Here is a 17308-nt window from a genome sequence, read left to right as displayed (position 1 = left end):
GAGGCAGTGAGCAAATCCGGATTCAGTTGGCCACAAAAATTAGGCCTGCGGGCGGGTGAATGGGTTGTCGTTCGATCGGCGGACGAGATACTAAGCACACTCGACGAAAAAGCACGCCTCGACAATCTGCCCTTTCAGCCGGAAATGTTCGCCTTCTGCGGTCAGCGCTTACGTGTTTTCAAGGCCGCCCATAAGACCTGCGACAACATCCATAAAACAGGCGGCCGTCGCATGCGCAATGCGGTGCATCTAGAGAACGCGCGATGCAATGGTGCAGAACACGGCGGCTGCATGGCAGACTGCATCTTCTTCTGGAAGGAGGCTTGGCTCAAGCGCCCCGGTGACAATACCCTTGCCCCCCCCCCACCGGCGAGCCTCACCCGAGCCGACGTGCAGCACCATACCAAGGCTCCCGTCGCTGACATATCGTCGCCCCCCATTTACATATGCCAAACCACGGCGCTTCATGAGGCCACGACATTGCTGCATTGGTGGGACGTCCGCCAATACCTCCGGGATGTCGTAAGCGGCAACCATGGTGCATGGCACATGACCAAGCTACTCCTGTTCGCAGGCTATCGCCACCTGGTGAACGCCGGTTTCGGATACCGCCTACTAATTTCCGGCTTTAATCATTTCCAGCGTTGGCGCGGCGGAAAGCCCTACCCCCTGGGCAGCGGCGTGATCCCCGAAGGACACCCCACGCCCACCGCGTCACTCAATCTTCAACCTGGCGAATGGGTTGAGATCAAGTCCATGGCCGAGATTCTCCAGACCATCACACATGGAGGCTTGAATCGCGGCATGCGCTACGACATGGAGATGTCCAAGTACTGCGGTGAGCGCCACCGCGTGCAAATGCGCGTGGACAAACTCATCAATGAACAAACGGGCGAAATGATGCAGATGAAAAATCCCTGCATCCAGCTTGAAGACGTGTATTGCCGGGCTGAATGCACATCCAAACGCATCGGCTGCCCCCGCGCCTCGAACACCTACTGGCGCGAAATCTGGCTGCGGCGCGTGGACGGCCCTGGAGGATAAACAGATGCATTGGCGCCGTCGCGACTTCCTGGCCGCATCGGCGGCGACTGCTTCGCTGGCCAGCGCCGCTTGCAGCAGCGATGCCTTTCCTACATTCGCACCGCCAAGGGTAGGCCTGGACTTTCCCGGGTCCGCCGGGGTACGAGGGACCATGCGGTTTCGCTTCACCCGGCCACTGGCCATCTATCCGGCGACCTATATCTGGCGTGCTCTCCCCAGGCGCCAGAGCGGCTACTACACCGCATTTTTCTGGGGCAATGATGATGGCCTAGATGACCTGCGAACCTTCGTGTGGACGCACCAGGGTACGGCAGATGCCTACTATGGCGCACACCCCTACCCTCAGCCGCCCCCTTCCGGTAGCAAACATCGCTGGGAGATTTCGATCCTGCAAGACGATCTGCTGGGAGCGCCTGTCGACTATGGCCGCTGGCATGTGCAGGGCTTTCGCGCGTGGCCAAGCCCGCTTGGCAAGCACCATGAGTTCTACTGGGACCTGCCCCTGACCAGCGCACCGCATCGCATCACCGTCACGGCCCCTGAGCATTGGGGCGATGCCCTACCACCTAGGCCAGCCCTGACCTGGGGGGATGCACCCTGGGCACCCGGCAAGGAGGTATGGCATGGCGTTCTCGGTTGCATCCAGGTCTATGAAACCTGCCTCTCGGTGGACGAAATGATGCAGGAGGCACGCCTGCCTGGCAGCACCAGAAACGGCCGGCAAAGCCTCTGGTACCTGAACACAGGACCGACGCCGAACGATATCGCGGACCGCTCGGGCCGCGGAAACCACCCCGAGTGGGTGGGACCCGAGCGCCCGATGCTCTGGACCCAGGCGGCTTATTGAGCAAAGCACCATGAAGCGGCTACAGAATTTTCTACAACAACTGGGGGCCGACGAGGCCGGCGCCCGGATGTATGCGCTGATGGAGCGCCTCTACCCGATCTGTCGCAGCATCACTGGGCCTGGCGTGCGTCAGACATTGGACATCCTGCAGGAGTTCCTACCCCTCCAGCGCAACGAAGTGCCCACCGGCACGCAGGTTTTCGACTGGACCGTGCCCAACGAATGGACCATCCGCAGCGCCTGGATCAAGGATCCTGCGGGAGCCTGCATCGTGGACTTCAAACGCTGCAACCTGCATGTAGTCAGTTACAGCACTCCCGTACATGGCCAAATGAGCCTGGCCGAACTGAAAAAGCACCTACACAGCGATCCCGAGCATCCCGATTGGATTCCGTACCGCACCAGTTACTACCAGGAGTCCTGGGGCTTCTGCCTGACACACCGGCAATTGCTCTCGCTGCAAGAAGGCGAATACGAAGTCTGCATTGATGCCGATCTGCTTCCAGGTAGCCTGAGCTATGCAGAGTGCGTCATTCAAGGAAACAGTCCGACCGAGGTATTGCTGTTCGCCCATACTTGCCACCCTTCTCTGTGCAATGACAACCTCTCGGGGGTAGTGCTCCTGGCGAGCCTAGGCCAGTACCTCAGACGCTGCCACCTGAATTGGACTTATCGCCTCGTGTTCGCACCGGCCACCATCGGGTCCATCACCTGGCTCAGTCGAAATCAGGAAGGTCTGGATAGGATCAAGGCTGGCCTCATTGTCTCCGTCGCCGGAGACCCGGGCAGCATCACCTACAAGCGCTCACGCCACGGCTCTGCCCTCATCGACCGTGCGGCCGCGCATATCGTGCGTCAGGGTGAGAAACCCGGAACCATCCTGCCCTTCTCCCCCTGGGGCTACGACGAGCGGCAGTTCTGTTCACCGGGCATCAACCTGCCCATCGGGCGCATCACCCGCTCGCCCAACGGCGCCTATGCCGAGTACCACACCTCGGCCGACAACCTCGATCTGGTGCAAGCCGGGCATCTGCAGGACTCTCTGCACCGGATCATGCAAATCCTCCACGTGCTGGAGTCCGATCGCCGCTATCAAAACCTGGCGCCATTTGGCGAGCCCCAGCTGGGCCGGCGCGGCCTCTATCGGATGATGGGCGGCTATACCAACATCGGCGCATTGCAGCATGCCCTGCTTTGGGTCCTGAATTACTCGGACGGATTGCACAGCCTGCTGGACATTTCCGAAATGTCCGGACTCGATTTTCCGACCTTGCAGCATGCGGCAGAGCTGGCCGAAAAATCTGGCCTACTGTCGCCGCAGCCGCTGAGCCTGGAGCATTGCGCCATTCCCGAACGCAATCTGCCCCTCCATCAACACACGAGCTAAACGCCTGAAACCCTGGAGGAAACAAACATGAAAATTCTGCTCACTGGAACCGAGGGCTATATTGGTGCGCGCCTGGCGCCAATCCTCATGGCACGCGGACATGAGGTGGTGGGCCTCGACACTGGTTTCTACAAGGACGGCACGCTCTACATAGACACCATAGACATGCCGCAGGCACCGCGGACGGTGTACAAGGATCTGCGACAGGTATCGGAGAGTGACCTGCAGGGATTTGACGCGGTGATCCACCTGGCAGAGTTGTCAAACGACCCTTTGGGCCAGAACCGTCCCGAGATTACCTACAAGATCAACCATGAAGGCTCGGTCAATATCGCACGTGCGGCCCGTGCGGCCGGCGTACGGCGTTTTGTATATGCCTCGTCCTGCAGTGTCTATGGGGCAGGCAGTGGTGAGTTTCTGGATGAAAACGCGGCGGTCAATCCGCAAACGGCGTATGCGCATTGCAAGGTCAACGTGGAGCGCGATGTACGTCCGATGGCCAGCGCCGATTTCTCTGTAGTGTTCCTGCGCAACGCCACGGCCTATGGCCCCTCGCCGCGTATGCGCTTTGACATTGTGCTTAATGACCTTTGCGCCCTTGCCTGCACCCAAGGACGAATTGCCATGACCAGTGATGGCAGCCCCTGGCGGCCCATCGTCCACATTGAGGACATTTGCCAGGCCATGATCTGCGCCGTGGAGGCACCTGCTGATGCGGTCAACGGTGAGGTATTCAACGTCGGTGCCAACAGCGAAAACTACCGTGTCCGTGAAATCGCTGCCATAGTGGCCGATGCCTTTCCAGGCTGCGAAGTGTCATCTGGGCCACCGAGTGCGGATAACCGCAGCTATCGTGTGTCGTTCGACAAAATTGCTGGGCACCTTCCGGGCTTCAAGGCCCGCTGGACGGCGCGCAACGGAGCTGTGGAACTGGCTCACCTTTTCAAGCGCATTGATTTTTCAAAAGAAATATATGCATGGCGCTCCTTCACCCGGCTCAAGCAATTGCAGTACCTGCAACGCACGCATCAGGTCAATGAAGACCTGTTCTGGATCTAACCGCCGGAGAGATGCTATGACCAATCAAGCCGCTAACCCACGCGTCACCATTGGTATGCCGGTATATAACGGTGCGCAGACGATTGCCCAGTCGCTGGATAGCCTGCTCGAACAAAGCTTTGGCGACTTTGAACTGGTGATTTCCGACAACGCCTCCACCGACGACAGCGTTCGCATCATCAAATCCTACTGTCAGCGAGACACCCGCATCCGACTGATAGAGCAGAGCTGCAATATCGGCGCCAACGGCAACTTCAGCGCCGTGGTCGATGCTGCACGTGGGGAATATTTCAAGTGGTCCACGTGCAGCGATCTGTGCTCACCAGATTTTCTTACGCACTGCGTCATTTTCCTCGACACGCATCCGGATGTGGTTCTGGCCGCACCCAGCACCCGCCTGTTTGAAACTCATCCAGATGAATCCCAGCTTTACACACAAGACTTTGCAGTCCTGAACGACTCGCCAGGGCGACGTTTCCAGCAAATGATCGAAACTATCAAACTGAACAATGCTATGAATGGCCTGATTCGGTTGAAGGCACTCCGGACTCGCCGTCCAGTCATAGAGCATTACATGCAAGCCGACATCGTGATGATGAGTTGCCTTTGCCTGCAAGGCAAGATGGCCCAGGTGCCGGAAGCGGTGTTCCTGCGCAGGATGGACCCCCGAACCGCAACGATCCTGATGACCAAGGAAGACGATCTCAGGCATCACTACCCATCCCCGGACATGCGCGCCCTGCTGCCAGCATGGCACCTGTTCCTGGGATGGTTGAGGGCCATCCACCAAACACCAGTCGCCGCAGCCGACAAGCGTCAGGCGTATCGCTATATCGCAAAAATGTGTTTTTGGGAGCGCCGTCGTCTGCTCAGCGATATTCCTGCCTGCATAGCCTCTGTTTTACAGTCGCTCCAACTTGGGCGCTGGCGTACATCAAGCAAACAAGCTCCGATCCCATGATTTCCCTCTTTGCACCATCGGCGCCCCGCGTTCTCTGCATAGGCGCCCACAGCGACGACATAGAGATAGGTTGCGCCGCCACCCTGCTGCAATGGCGCGAGCGCCATCCTGCGCTGCAGGTCTGCTGGGTGGTGGTGAGTACCGATGAATTGCGTGCCACCGAGGCCAAAAATAGCGCCCACGCCTTGCTGGGCGATGCACTCTCATATGTCATTTTGGGAAATTTCAAAGACGGGTATTTCCCGGCACAGTTCAGCGAGATCAAGTTCTTCCTCACGTCGATTCGGGAGCGGTTCACTCCGGACATTGTTCTCACGCACACGCTGGATGACCGTCATCAGGACCACCGGCTGATTGCCGAAATGACGTGGCAGATCTGGCGTGACCAATTGCTCCTTGAATATGAAATTCCAAAGTATGAGGGAGATTTGGGGCGCCCAAATATTTATGTCCCGCTATCCCGAAAAAATGCCGATCACAAACTGCAGCACCTGATGTTCCATTTCGAATCTCAGCGATCCAAGGGCTGGTTTCGTGAAGCGGTGTTCTCGGGATTGATGCACATGAGGGGCATCGAATGCCGTGCCGAGTCGGGTTGCGCGGAAGCCTTTCTGGCACGCAAGGTGGTACTCGATGGCTGAGCTTAACGCGATCATTCTGGGCGGTGGGCTCAACGCACTGGGCGTCGTTCGTGCGCTTGCCGCCCACGGCGTTCGCTGTGCCGTAGTGTCACATGAGGGTCATGGGCCCGCCCTGCACTCCCGACATGCGCTCCAAACACTCAAGTCTGGCGGCCTGCCCGAGCCATCGCATCTTGTATCCAAGCTTGGGGTGCGAAACGGCCAGTGCGCACTTTTCCTAACAGAAGAAAACGATGTGTCCGCAATCACCGTACAAGCTGACCGATGGAATACCTGCTTCCGCACCTATCTCTTCCGTCCCGATCTGGCGCATCGTTTGCTCAGCAAGACCGAGTGCGATCAACTGGCCACAAAACATGGTGCTCCCGCACCTAAGACGATCACTGTCACGGCAGACACGGACCACGAACGCCTGAATACCCTGAGGCTGCCTTGCGTGCTCAAGCCCGCGCTGCGCAACGACGCCTACTCGCTGCGCTTCAGTAAAGCCTACCGGATCGACAGCCATTCAGAGCTTCGGAAGCTACTCGAGCAAATGCGAGAAATTCCCGTGCCGATGATCATCCAAGAATGGATTGAGGGCGAAGATTCTGATATTTATTTCAATCTTCTTTATATCGGCAGGTCGGGAAAGCTATTACGCAGTTTCGTGGGCCGTAAAACTTTGTGCTGGCCGCCTGCTGTTGGCGGCACAGCAGCCTGCATTGCAGCGCCAGAGCATCATGCCGAACTAACACTCATCAGCCAGCGCTTTCTGGGCAGCATGGATTTCCGCGGGCTAATTGGCATCGAGTACAAGCGCGATGCACGTGACGGCGCTTTCTATCTGATCGAACCTACGGTGTATCGTACTGACTACCAGCACGAAATTGCGGCACTCAATGGCTCGGATTGGCTGTATGCGGCCTACTTGGACATGATGCAGTACGACGTCCCCTCCGAAAAACCTTACTCCAGATCTCGCAGTTGGATTGATTATCCAGCCGCCCGCTATTCACGGCAAATGGCCCCGCCCAACATCGATCACACAAGAAACTGCATCCCAACGGATGCTTATTTTCGAATAAGCGACCCACTCCCAGGGCTGATGCATTATGGACGTTTACTGTGGACCAGGATTAGCGCTCACCCATAGCCAATTAAGAAAAGCGCTCACCCCTCATATGGCTCATATATGGCTCATATATGGCTCATATGCCAAAAAATAAAATATTTCTACAGCTGTTGGTTATTAATAATTAAGGAGACAAACCATGAGTTTTGATTGGGTGCTACTGATCCAATTGACAATTATTGTAGTTTGCCTTTTTTTCCTGATCGACTATGCACTTCGCTTCCCATTTCCATCACGGGCGGTGGCCCCATTTCTACCTCCGATGAAACGCTGGCCTGTAGAGCAACTCTGGAAATGGGTAGAGGATGGATCACCAGACCCAGGATTTTTACGATTTTTCATGCGTGACCCAGAACGCCGCATACCACCAGGTGATGACTGGATTGCAGCGGTCGACGGAACCGTGCTGGCCAAGCTCACTCGCGACAGGCGTAATTTTCTAGTCATTTCACTTAATGTCTGGGATGTCCATGTGGGGCGCATACCATTCCCCGGAATCATTACAGGCTACATTGAGCACGGCGACATCATCGACAGCGATCGATCTGATCCGCTGCGCGATGAGCCATATTATTTTCTTCGTGGCAAACGTTCGCCAAAGCAACGCTACATGGAAGTGCAAACCGACTATGGATTAGCACGTATCCGCTTTATCACAAGCTACCTATCACGACGTATTGAGTTCTTCCACCCAGTCGGCAGTCACCTAGAAAAAGGACAACGGATAGGTCGCATGCTTTTCGGAAGCACCTGCGTGATCGAAGTCGATGAGGACTACGCTTTTGAAGCCAAGGAGGGTCAACGCGTCGTTGCGGGTGAAACAATTATCCTGAAAAATCCAAAGAAAAAATTATGATGCAATTTTTCATAGATAACAATCGACTGGCCTGGACCAGTATTTATGCATTGATTTTTTTGACCTTACTAATTCTTGGAACCGACCTTGTCTGGCGCATTAGCAAAATAGGCTGGAAAGTACTTCTTCTGAGCGCCCTGTCCATAGGCGCCATGGGACTATCTGCCATTTTCAAGTTTAGCTAAAACAAACTACCCTCGTGAAACAATCAAAATATCACGCTTAAACCCATAACTCCCAAGGCCTACGACCACTTTCATACGCCTCGTCAAAGGAAAGTTTGTCCTTGTAGGTATCCATCGCCTTCCAGAAACCATTATAATGATATGAAAATAACTGCCTTTGTTCAATGAGGCGCTGAAAAGGAGCCTCAACCAATTCATCACCTGGCTTGATATAATCAAAAATTTGCCGCCGAAACACCATATAACCGCCATTGATCCACAATTCCGCATTGCCCCATGGGCCAATATACCGGACCGTGCCATCCTGCTCTGTCTCAACAGTGTGGTAGCTTCCAGCGGGACGCACCGAGACGAAACTTGCAATTTTCCCCCGTTCCTTTGCCAGTTTTATATACTCATCAAGATCAATATCACATAACTGATCAGAATAATTCGCCAAGAACATTTCATCATCCTGGAGAAGATGCCGCACGGCAACCAATCTTTCACCTATGTTACGCCTCAACCCCGTATCAACGAAATCAATATTCCAATCATGAACATCGGTTACATTTAAGCGAAGCTTTGGAACACCATGCTCTAACCGGAAATCTTCGCCCACATGTGGCTTGTAATTAACAAAAAAATCCTGAATCATTTCACCCTTGTATCCCAAGCACAAGATGAAATCCTTATGTCCAAAATATGCAAAATGCCGCATGAGGTGCCAGATGATAGGACGATGCCCAACATGCACCAATGGCTTTGGAATAGTCTCGGAAAACTCCCGCATCCGAGTTCCCATACCACCACAAAATAATACGACTTTCATGACTCACCTACCTTGACTGGATGATGCCACCTTATCCCAAACCTGTGGCCGAGGTATAGGAGTAACCCATTGCCCACCCCAGTCCCGTATGTATGCCGTCTGCAGCATAATTTCCTCCTTGAGATTCCATGGCAATATAAAGACATAGTCTGGCTTCATGGCGCGTATGTGTTCTGGCGGAAATATTGGTATACGGCTGCCCGGCGTAAATGTATGCTGCTTAACTGGGTTAGCATCGACCGTAAAATCCATCAGATCGACACCAATGCCGCAAAAATTTAATAACGTATTACCCTTACCCGGCGCTCCATAACCTGCAACACGCTTACCGCGACGACGCGCATCAATCAGAAAACTCAGAATATCTCGCTTGCTTGCTCGCGCTTGTTCGGCAAAATTTGCGTAAACGGCTATATCGAGCATGCCTGTGACACGCTCTTTCTCAATTAATTCATTCACTGCCGGGCGAATTCTGCATACCCCTCCTGCATGCTGACCAAACACCCGCAATGATCCACCATGCGTACTGAGTTCTTGAACGTCATACAGTTCTAGTCCCGCAGTGCGAAAGAGTGAATTAACAGCATGCAGTGAAAGATAAGAAAAATGTTCGTGATAAATAGTATCGAACTGATTGAGTCGAATCAGATTGAGCAGATGAGGAAATTCGAAGGTCACCGTCCCGTTAGGCTTCAGCATCTCCTTCACACCAGCCAGAAAGTCATTGATATCGGGAACATGGGCCAGCACGTTGTTTCCCACTACTAAATCCGCAATACCGTAGCGCTCACGCAAATGACGAGCCGTATTCTGTCCAAAAAAGCAGATTTCCGTACGAATGCCCTTGCGCTGGGCGGCCTCTGCAACGCTGCGTGATGGCTCAACGCCCAATACTGAAACTCCATGTGGAGAGAAATATTGGAGTAGGTAGCCATCGTTACTCGCCAACTCCACAACCAAGCTGGCGGCCGACAAACTGAGTTGACGTACCATCTGATCCACGTAGGACTTCGCATGCTGAACCCAGCTTGGCGAGTAAGAAGAAAAGTAAGGGTAATCGTCGGTGAATACGTCGGTCGAACTAATACAGTCACGTAACTGCACCAACCAGCACTGTGTGCACACATAAGCCTGCAGCGGGAAATATCGCTCAGGCTTATCAAAGTGCTGCGGAGAAATCTGAGTTTGGCAAAGTGGCGTCATCCCCAAATCCGCAAATAGCTGAGTAACCACTGCACCGCAATGGCGGCAAGCAAACGATGGAACACGAAACGCATTAATGCTATTCATGAAAGCTCCCCGATCAATTTAAATCTTTGATAAAATCTCTAAATTAAAATCAGCCGTAGCACCCCTACACGATTGAATGCAACCCATGATTAATTCAAATTGGCGGCCTGAGCTTTAGACTACAGCCATCATATCTAGGCACCGTATTTGCAATCTTCGCCGCATATGGGTTGCGTATACGCCTCAAGTAGTTGACACAAGCGTTCTGCCTGTGCCTCCCTAGAAAAAGACCGAACTCCCTCAAGGGATCGAGGTGTTATATGGTTTCCATGCATCTTTAGTTCCATCAGCCATTCTAATAAAGCACGCCTCACATCCTGGCTACTCCTAATATCCCCCATGAATACACCGTCAAATGATCTCAGCTGCGCAGCAGTATCCCCGGCGGGGTCGAGCACAGCCAACAACGGGGATTGAGCACGGAGATATTCGTAAATCTTTGCGGGAATCTGCGCATTGAAGTTGGGCCCCTGGAATACTATTAACAGATTTGCACCCAACATTTCGGCAATTGCCTCTTCATAAGAGATAGGGGGAGCAATATCAACCACGTCGCTCAGACCATACCTAGCAGCTGAATCGGCGACCTCTTCCCCATGCTTGGGTGCCCTGAAACGGATATGCAAATGGTCCCGATCTAAGCTTCCATCATTGATGAGGCTTTGTATTGCAGCAAAAAAAGTGGATGGATCGCGATCCCTCGGATAAATCAAACCACTATGCAGCATGAAGAGAGTTTGTCTATCAATTCCAGAGCGTGCAGGCTTCACCCCAGAGAAGACCGCTTCGTCGTATCCATTCGCAATTACCTGACACTTGTGCGCCTCTTCTGGATAGCGTTCAGCATATTCCTGGGCAGCACGTTGTGTCGTAAAAATGCAGGCTGCTGCGCTACGCAAGACATGCGCCTCCAGTCTGCGCCAAACTTTGCGACGCATACCGGCCGGTGGGACATTGGCTGATACCATGGGATCACGAAAATCAGCTACCCACGGCAAACCAGCAAAACTGCTGATCGTCGCGGCAATCATGTGGGCACTAGGTATCGGATATGTGCTCCAAATCGCTGCAGGTCGATACTCTTTGACAGCCTTCATACCAGCAAACACCGCCATAAACCACCATGTCGACCAGCGATCAGGGAGCGCAAACACTCCGAGGTACCTCTTGGCAATGGACAAGTGCCGCGCAGCATCCAGCGCAAAGGCACGCAATATGGGAGTACTCGACGGTACGGAAGCGATCAAATCATTTCGCTGCTCTTCGTATGCACAGGATGATGCCGTTAAAACCACTGGATGCCATTGATGCGACGGCAGATGCTTCACGAAATTCAGCGTGCGCAGAATGCCACTGCTGCCCGACTGAGGCGGGAAATGGAACGCCACCATGAGTACCCGGCGCTCTCCGCCTACTGGCTCAATCACTTGACTTATTTTCTTCACCAAGTTCAACCCAAATTGAATACCTGATGAAAACAAATTCGATTTATGCGGAGTAAATCTCGGCATCTGAAATAATGAACTCCTGCCGTTCGCAGCCCCACCACCACGAGTTAATGCCAACTCATATCCACACTGCTGGACAAGCTGCACGTGCTTCGCTTCAAAATCTTCACCGGGTATGCCGTTCGGATAGGAAAAGGCTGCAATACGATGCCCAATCAGTGATTCGAGATGCTCTCTGCATTCTCCAATCTCACGTCGTGCCTGATCAAGGGAGCAACACCTAAGAATGGGCAAATTCACCGAGTTCGCTCCGATATCAAATCCCTTGGCATGAATGGCGCGCAAGTCGTCAATAGACATGCAAGGGACATCATTTATAAAAACTCCCGCCAACCCTTCAAGCTCCTCCAGAAGAGCCTCCCGATGCTCCAGTCCCTGGTGTTTAAAAAAGTGGCTTAAAAGAGTCAATGCCCTCCTTCTTGCATTGAGGTCGCCGAAACCAAAACGGGGAGCAGAAGGATCAGACAGAACGACATCCTGCAGTTCAGCAGGTGCATTTTTGACAACATGCAAAATCCGTTCACTCCACATCGGTCGTCCAGAAAATTGTCCAGTTGCAACAAAAAATGTAGCATGGATTGCTTTTTTTTCTAGCACCGGTATCACCCCGCACCGCCAGTCTGCATACCCTCCATCAAAAGTGAAGCAGGCCACCCTTGCTGGCAAATTACCAGATCGAAGTGAACGAACTGCCTCGATCAACGGCATGATGCAAAAAAAATCCGTGATTTTTTTCAGGGTTTTCTCAAACTCATGCAGATCGAACTCTGCGCGTACAAACGGGCTCGCCTGAACTGGCACCTTATCAAATGAAAGTACAGTCAACTTTCCATTTGATAGTAATTTTAAGCAGGGATGCCACATTATCTTCTTTCAGTTCCATTGAACTATGTCAAGCCCCCGATTGCCAGTGCACGGCGCTTCGAACGTAACGACTAGGAGTCATCTTACGACTACTATTCTCATGAATAATTCATCACACACCGGCAGACAAAAATATGCCAATATCACTCCATAAAAAACAAACCAATACCAAAGATGAGAATTTCATCCGCCAAGATGTGTCAACCCCCATCTGCCGGACACAAAATCAAAAAAGTGAAAATTGCCATGTAGCGAGCTACGCGCCAATCCGCCGAACTGCGCCGCTCCCGGCCGGATGATCGGTCTACCCATCCACTTTTAGCAGCCATCTGCCATTGCGCGCAGGATGGCAGCCAGAGTGCAGCTGCCAGGACTCGCATCTCATACACCAATACCCGCAAGGCGGCGTACATTTTGTCGATATGAATATTCTGACCATCGCAGTCAGATGAGCTGTAATGGTGAAAAGTATTCATTGGAATTTCAGCGCAAAGCGCCTCGCGTATCAATGACAACTTTTTCACGGATCAAGTCCAGATCGATTTCCTTAAACTCCCGGTGATCTACCAGAAGCACCAGGATGTCAGCTTCCTTGAGCACCTGCTTGAGCGGATTCAATGCAAACTCCAATTTGCTTGATTGCACATTGGGGTCGCACGCGAGGATCTTCCCAACGTCCTGGCGCCGAAGCTCACGCACAATGTCCAGTGCTGGAGACTCTCTGAGATCATCGATATTGGACTTGAAGGTTAAGCCCAGGCAGCCTATGACTGGCAACTTAAAGCGTGCTGCCTTGGCCTTGACCTTCTCAATAACCCAATGCGGCTTATCATCATTAACTTGACGAGCGGTACGAATCAAGCGCGCGTGTTGTGGCGCAGAGGACACAATGAACCACGGATCCACAGCGATGCAATGGCCACCCACGCCGGGTCCAGGCTGCAGAATATTCACACGTGGATGGCAGTTAGCCAGCGCGATGGTCTCCCAAACATTGATGTCCAAGTGATCACAGATCACGGAAATCTCATTCGCAAAGGCAATGTTGACGTCCCGGTATGAGTTTTCTACCAGTTTGGAAAGTTCTGCCGTTCTGCTATCCGTCAGCAGGATGGCACCATTGCAAAAACTTTTGTAAAGTGCACTAGCCTGCTCGTTGGCTGTCTTGGTAAGACCTCCTATGATTCGATCGTTGTCCACCAACTCGCGCAGAGTGTGTCCCGGCAAAACGCGCTCCGGACAGTGCGCCACATGGATCTGGCCCTCAAGCTCAGGCCGGATTTCGACAATGATGCGGTAAACCCGCTCGGTGGTACCAACCGGCGACGTAGACTCAAGGATCACCAGGTTGCCTTGTCGCAGGTAAGGCCCGATGGCCCGGGTTGCTGCCTCAACATACGACAGATCTGGCACCTTGGTGTCGCCATCCACCGCCATGAACGGCGTCGGAACAGCGATGATGAAGGTATCGCCCTCCTCCGGCTCCAATGAGGCCTTCAAGTTCCCACTGTTGACGGCCGAACGTACGAGGATATCCAGGTCTGGCTCAACAATCGGAATGTGGCCCGAGTTGATGGTTTGCACAGACCTCTCGTTGACATCCACACCAAGCACCTGATGCCCTTTGGTGGCAAGCATGGACGCAGTCGGCAGGCCAATGTATCCCAGACCGATGACAATGATTTTCTGCGTGATACGTGCCATGAATCCCCTCACTTTTTCTCATATTCCAATATGGCCTTAACGATACGCCCGACGGCCTTGCCATCGCCATAGGGGTTGTACGCCTGCGACATGGTTGCGTACGCCAATGAATCGTGTAGCAAGTGCAATGTTTGCTTGACGATACGGTCACGCAAAGTGCCTACCAGCATCACCGTACCAGCGGCTACAGCCTCGGGACGTTCGGTGATGTCGCGCATCACCAAAACAGGCTTTCCCAGTGAGGGGGCCTCCTCCTGCACCCCTCCGCTGTCGGTGATGATGAGGAAGGAGCGGTGCATAAGATAGACAAATGGCAAGTAGTCCACCGGGTCGATCAAATGCACATTGCTCAAGTGCCGAGCTGCCAGAATCTTGGTAACCGGCTCGCGCACATTAGGGTTCAGGTGTACTGGATAAAGCACTTCAACACTGGGCTCACTGGCTGCAATGTCGACCAATGCCTGGCAGATTTGCTCAAACCCTTCGCCAAAGCTCTCTCGACGATGACCAGTCACCAGGATCAGGCGCTTGCCTGCATCAAGAAACGCGAACCTTTGCTCAAGTTCAGTACGCAAGGATTCGTTATGCTGCAGCTGCTCCACCACAGACAGTAGCGCATCGATAACCGTATTTCCGGTGACGTGGATACATTCCTGACTGACCCCTTCGCGCAGCAAATTGGCACGTGCTGCGTCGGTGGGTGCAAAGTGCAAGTCGGCGATAGCGCCCGTAAGCTGACGATTGATCTCTTCGGGGAACGGTGCATGTTTGTTGCCGGTACGAAGACCGGCTTCCACATGTCCCACCGGAACCCCCGCATAGTAAGCCGCTAAGCTGGCCGCCAATGTCGTTGTCGTATCACCATGAACCAAAACCAGATCCGGTCTCTCGGCCTGCAGTACAGGCTTGAGCCCGGCAAGAATCCCGCATGTGATGTCGAACAGATCTTGCCCCGGCTTCATGATGTTCAAATCGTGTTCAGGAACGATATCGAACAATTGGAGCACTTGGTCAAGCATCTCCCTGTGCTGAGCAGTCACGCACACTACGGTTTCCAAGGCAGGTGCGCACGCCTGCAGCGACTTCACTAACGGCGCGAGTTTTATCGCTTCGGGGCGTGTGCCAAAAACAAGCATCACTTTCATCGAATGGATTCCTTCTCTGACTATCTGAGCCACTTCATCCCTACTCGCCATCAGCGGCACCCTTGACCTCCCAATATCCCAAGGCAGTACCAAAGGTCTCAGGCAGTCACTTCAAAAGAGACGAGTCCACTCGTTTGAACACGCGCTCCGAACTCGATCAATGGAACTCTGATGGTCAAGCCACTCACTCAACTCAACCACCAGTAGCATCGCAAAGTAGAACTGCCTGGGATCATTTTTTGCACCCACCCCCACTCACAGTGCCGTCTCCGGCATCTGCAACGGCTCGGTCAGTAAATTGCGCATCAATTGATAGCACTTGTGCCAATCACGCTTGGCCCATGATGTGAAGTGCGGGAGGCGTCAGGTCGCATTGCTGCGCAACCTTATGTGAAACAGCTTGTCTTTGGGTAAAAATTGCAGCACCAGCCTCGAGATCACGCCTTCCCTCCAACATCTGATGCCGATATTTTGCGTATGGGGCCATCCAGGGCTCGCGCCACATGCTGACGCAGCAGCTCCATAAGCATGACGACCATATAGATCACTTCAAGGTAGCCCACACTGACCGACGCGCCACCCACCATATAAGCCAACACCGCCAGCATGAGCATGTCGGCCATATCACTCGCCCATTGGTATGGCAAGCCAAGCTGGGCCGTAGCGCGCTTAATCACCTGCCGGCTCCTCAGTGACCGCAGAAGAATGAATAAAAAAATCCCAAGACCTACAAAACCCAGATCACCCATCACTTCAAAATAGATGCTGTGTGCAGCCTTGGCCGCAAACTCAGGAACAGGCAAGTTCATGAAACCTAGCAGCCCCGGGGAGGATTTGAAGCTATCCCAGATATCCTGAACCTGCACCGCATGAAACCCCCCGCCAAAGACCGGATTGGCCAAGGCGATGGCTGAACTGACCCTCCAGGCATATACCCGCCCCATAAAGGATCTATCTTCTTCCGCCTCTTTGATGGTGGACATACGCTCGGTAATATCTGCAGGCGCGAAAGCCAAAAAACTCAACACTGCTGCTGTCACGAGAAGAAACGCCAGCCCTTTGCGTCGGGTGGTCAAGATGAGCCATAAGCCAACCACCGAAACCGCAATGAAGCCTGCACGCGAGCCACCGCCAAGAATAGCTAGCACCACTACGCAGAAGGCACCTAGGTAGCCAAGACGGATCACGCGGTGAGCGGCATAGGTATGCAAATACAGGAGTATTGGCAGAATCAAGGCCAAAACGGTAGAGAGATGGTTACGGTCGGTCAGCATCGTCCCCTCGGGCCCCAGCATGCGATGCCCACCCAAGGACAGCAAAGTTTTGGCTCCATTGAGCACGCCATGAACCCCCAGCCCTAGAGCAATAACGATAAACATGGCGTGAAAATGCACACGCTCGCGCACGAAGAAGGGCATGATCATGGAGAACAGCAGGCCCTTTAGCAGAATCTCGTAGTACTGTGCGTTGTCAGGGTTGCCGGCATATCCAAACCAGAACGCCAACGTGGCATGGATCGCCAACAACAGATAGAGCCAGGTCACGGTGTTGTATTGGTAATTGCGCCATGGCACACGCCCCAGCAAGAGCAACGCCAAGGTGAGTATGGCGCACACGAAATTGACCCGAGCCCCCACCATGAAACCATAGAAATATGTGGTGGGCGCCAGCATTCCGGTCCAGCCCCACAAAAGGTAGGCATTAAAAGGCCGCGCTAACGCCAAGGGGAACACAGCGAGCAACATCAGCGCAAAAGCCAGATCACGCATATCGGTGTGTGCGTAGTGGGGTAGAGCAGCAAATCAGCGCGGAGGATCCGTTTTTTCATAGCGCAGAAAGCCCAGGTCGACATCCTGACTGTCCTTGCTACGAAATAGTCGCCAGCATAGATA

Annotated in this window: 15 protein-coding genes; 8 read left to right on the top strand and 7 right to left on the bottom strand. The window is 53.4% G+C overall.

Translation table 11 applies throughout. From position 1 onward, the window contains the following. Window positions 1–6: 6 nt before the first annotated feature. The 8 genes from P7644_RS03785 to P7644_RS03750 all read left to right on the top strand — a co-directional run bounded on the left by P7644_RS03785 (window position 7) and on the right by P7644_RS03750 (window position 7909). The gene (locus P7644_RS03785; protein WP_404301674.1) at window positions 7–1044 is read left to right on the top strand and encodes a hypothetical protein; all 1038 of its coding nucleotides are present in this window, start codon (window positions 7–9) and stop codon (window positions 1042–1044) included. A 151-nt stretch (window positions 1045–1195) separates the two neighbouring features. Continuing rightward, entirely contained in the window at window positions 1196–1891 is a 696-nt protein-coding gene (locus tag P7644_RS03780; RefSeq protein ID WP_404301673.1) for a hypothetical protein, read from the top strand. Between the two features lie 10 nt (window positions 1892–1901). Further along, window positions 1902–3278 carry a DUF4910 domain-containing protein gene (locus tag P7644_RS03775; protein ID WP_404301672.1) on the top strand — a complete coding sequence of 459 codons (1377 nt, stop codon included), beginning with the start codon at window positions 1902–1904 and terminating at the stop codon, window positions 3276–3278. A gap of 27 nt (window positions 3279–3305) precedes the next feature. Beyond that, window positions 3306–4337, top strand: coding sequence for an NAD-dependent epimerase/dehydratase family protein (locus P7644_RS03770; protein WP_404301671.1), 1032 nt, complete (start codon window positions 3306–3308; stop codon window positions 4335–4337). 16 nt (window positions 4338–4353) lie between these two features. Continuing rightward, the gene (locus tag P7644_RS03765) at window positions 4354–5298 is read left to right on the top strand and encodes a glycosyltransferase family 2 protein (RefSeq protein ID WP_404301670.1); all 945 of its coding nucleotides are present in this window, start codon (window positions 4354–4356) and stop codon (window positions 5296–5298) included. Then, on the top strand, window positions 5295–5939 hold the full coding sequence (locus P7644_RS03760; protein ID WP_404301669.1) for a PIG-L deacetylase family protein: 645 nt from the start codon (window positions 5295–5297) through the stop codon (window positions 5937–5939). The genes P7644_RS03765 and P7644_RS03760 overlap by 4 nt, the downstream gene beginning before the upstream one ends. Beyond that, window positions 5932–7074 (top strand): hypothetical protein, encoded by a 1143-nt coding sequence (locus P7644_RS03755; protein ID WP_404301668.1) that lies wholly within the window; start codon window positions 5932–5934, stop codon window positions 7072–7074. The genes P7644_RS03760 and P7644_RS03755 overlap by 8 nt, the downstream gene beginning before the upstream one ends. Before the next feature lie 118 nt (window positions 7075–7192). Continuing rightward, window positions 7193–7909, top strand: a complete 717-nt coding sequence (locus tag P7644_RS03750; protein ID WP_404301667.1) for a phosphatidylserine decarboxylase — start codon at window positions 7193–7195, stop codon at window positions 7907–7909. Between the two features lie 222 nt (window positions 7910–8131). Here the strand turns inward: P7644_RS03750 and P7644_RS03745 are convergent, their stop codons facing one another. The 7 genes from P7644_RS03745 to P7644_RS03715 form a co-directional block, all read right to left on the bottom strand. Continuing rightward, window positions 8132–8905, bottom strand: a complete 774-nt coding sequence (locus P7644_RS03745) for a sugar phosphate nucleotidyltransferase (RefSeq protein ID WP_404301666.1) — start codon at window positions 8903–8905, stop codon at window positions 8132–8134. A 3-nt stretch (window positions 8906–8908) separates the two neighbouring features. Next, window positions 8909–10195, bottom strand: a complete 1287-nt coding sequence (locus P7644_RS03740) for a methyltransferase domain-containing protein (RefSeq protein ID WP_404301665.1) — start codon at window positions 10193–10195, stop codon at window positions 8909–8911. Between the two features lie 134 nt (window positions 10196–10329). Further along, complete coding sequence (locus tag P7644_RS03735) at window positions 10330–12567, bottom strand: polysaccharide deacetylase family protein (RefSeq protein ID WP_404301664.1); 2238 nt, start codon at window positions 12565–12567, stop codon at window positions 10330–10332. A gap of 200 nt (window positions 12568–12767) precedes the next feature. Further along, window positions 12768–13091, bottom strand: coding sequence for a hypothetical protein (locus P7644_RS03730; protein WP_404301663.1), 324 nt, complete (start codon window positions 13089–13091; stop codon window positions 12768–12770). After that, entirely contained in the window at window positions 13051–14271 is a 1221-nt protein-coding gene (wecC, locus tag P7644_RS03725; protein ID WP_404301662.1) for a UDP-N-acetyl-D-mannosamine dehydrogenase, read from the bottom strand. Before wecC ends, P7644_RS03730 begins: the two co-directional genes overlap by 41 nt. An 8-nt stretch (window positions 14272–14279) precedes the next feature. Further along, the gene (gene wecB, locus P7644_RS03720; protein ID WP_404301661.1) at window positions 14280–15416 is read right to left on the bottom strand and encodes a non-hydrolyzing UDP-N-acetylglucosamine 2-epimerase; all 1137 of its coding nucleotides are present in this window, start codon (window positions 15414–15416) and stop codon (window positions 14280–14282) included. A 437-nt stretch (window positions 15417–15853) separates the two neighbouring features. Then, on the bottom strand, window positions 15854–17185 hold the full coding sequence (locus P7644_RS03715; protein ID WP_404301660.1) for a putative O-glycosylation ligase, exosortase A system-associated: 1332 nt from the start codon (window positions 17183–17185) through the stop codon (window positions 15854–15856). Window positions 17186–17308: the final 123 nt, after the last annotated feature.

This window comes from Alicycliphilus denitrificans (assembly GCF_044792555.1).
GTDB lineage: Bacteria > Pseudomonadota > Gammaproteobacteria > Burkholderiales > Burkholderiaceae_C > Alicycliphilus > Alicycliphilus denitrificans_A.
Note: the sequence above shows the minus strand (reverse complement) of the source record. Positions and strands in the feature narration are given on the sequence as shown.

Coding starts and splice junctions, on each gene's coding strand:
- P7644_RS03780 (WP_404301673.1), top strand. CDS start 1,196: ATGCGGTTTCGCTTCACCCGGCCACTGGCCATCTATCCGGCGACCTAT.
- P7644_RS03775 (WP_404301672.1), top strand. CDS start 1,902: ATGAAGCGGCTACAGAATTTTCTACAACAACTGGGGGCCGACGAGGCC.
- P7644_RS03770 (WP_404301671.1), top strand. CDS start 3,306: ATGAAAATTCTGCTCACTGGAACCGAGGGCTATATTGGTGCGCGCCTG.
- P7644_RS03765 (WP_404301670.1), top strand. CDS start 4,354: ATGACCAATCAAGCCGCTAACCCACGCGTCACCATTGGTATGCCGGTA.
- P7644_RS03760 (WP_404301669.1), top strand. CDS start 5,295: ATGATTTCCCTCTTTGCACCATCGGCGCCCCGCGTTCTCTGCATAGGC.
- P7644_RS03755 (WP_404301668.1), top strand. CDS start 5,932: ATGGCTGAGCTTAACGCGATCATTCTGGGCGGTGGGCTCAACGCACTG.
- P7644_RS03750 (WP_404301667.1), top strand. CDS start 7,193: ATGAGTTTTGATTGGGTGCTACTGATCCAATTGACAATTATTGTAGTT.
- P7644_RS03745 (WP_404301666.1), bottom strand. CDS start 8,905: ATGAAAGTCGTATTATTTTGTGGTGGTATGGGAACTCGGATGCGGGAG.
- P7644_RS03740 (WP_404301665.1), bottom strand. CDS start 10,195: ATGAATAGCATTAATGCGTTTCGTGTTCCATCGTTTGCTTGCCGCCAT.
- P7644_RS03735 (WP_404301664.1), bottom strand. CDS start 12,567: ATGTGGCATCCCTGCTTAAAATTACTATCAAATGGAAAGTTGACTGTA.
- wecC (WP_404301662.1), bottom strand. CDS start 14,271: ATGGCACGTATCACGCAGAAAATCATTGTCATCGGTCTGGGATACATT.
- wecB (WP_404301661.1), bottom strand. CDS start 15,416: ATGAAAGTGATGCTTGTTTTTGGCACACGCCCCGAAGCGATAAAACTC.
- P7644_RS03715 (WP_404301660.1), bottom strand. CDS start 17,185: ATGCGTGATCTGGCTTTTGCGCTGATGTTGCTCGCTGTGTTCCCCTTG.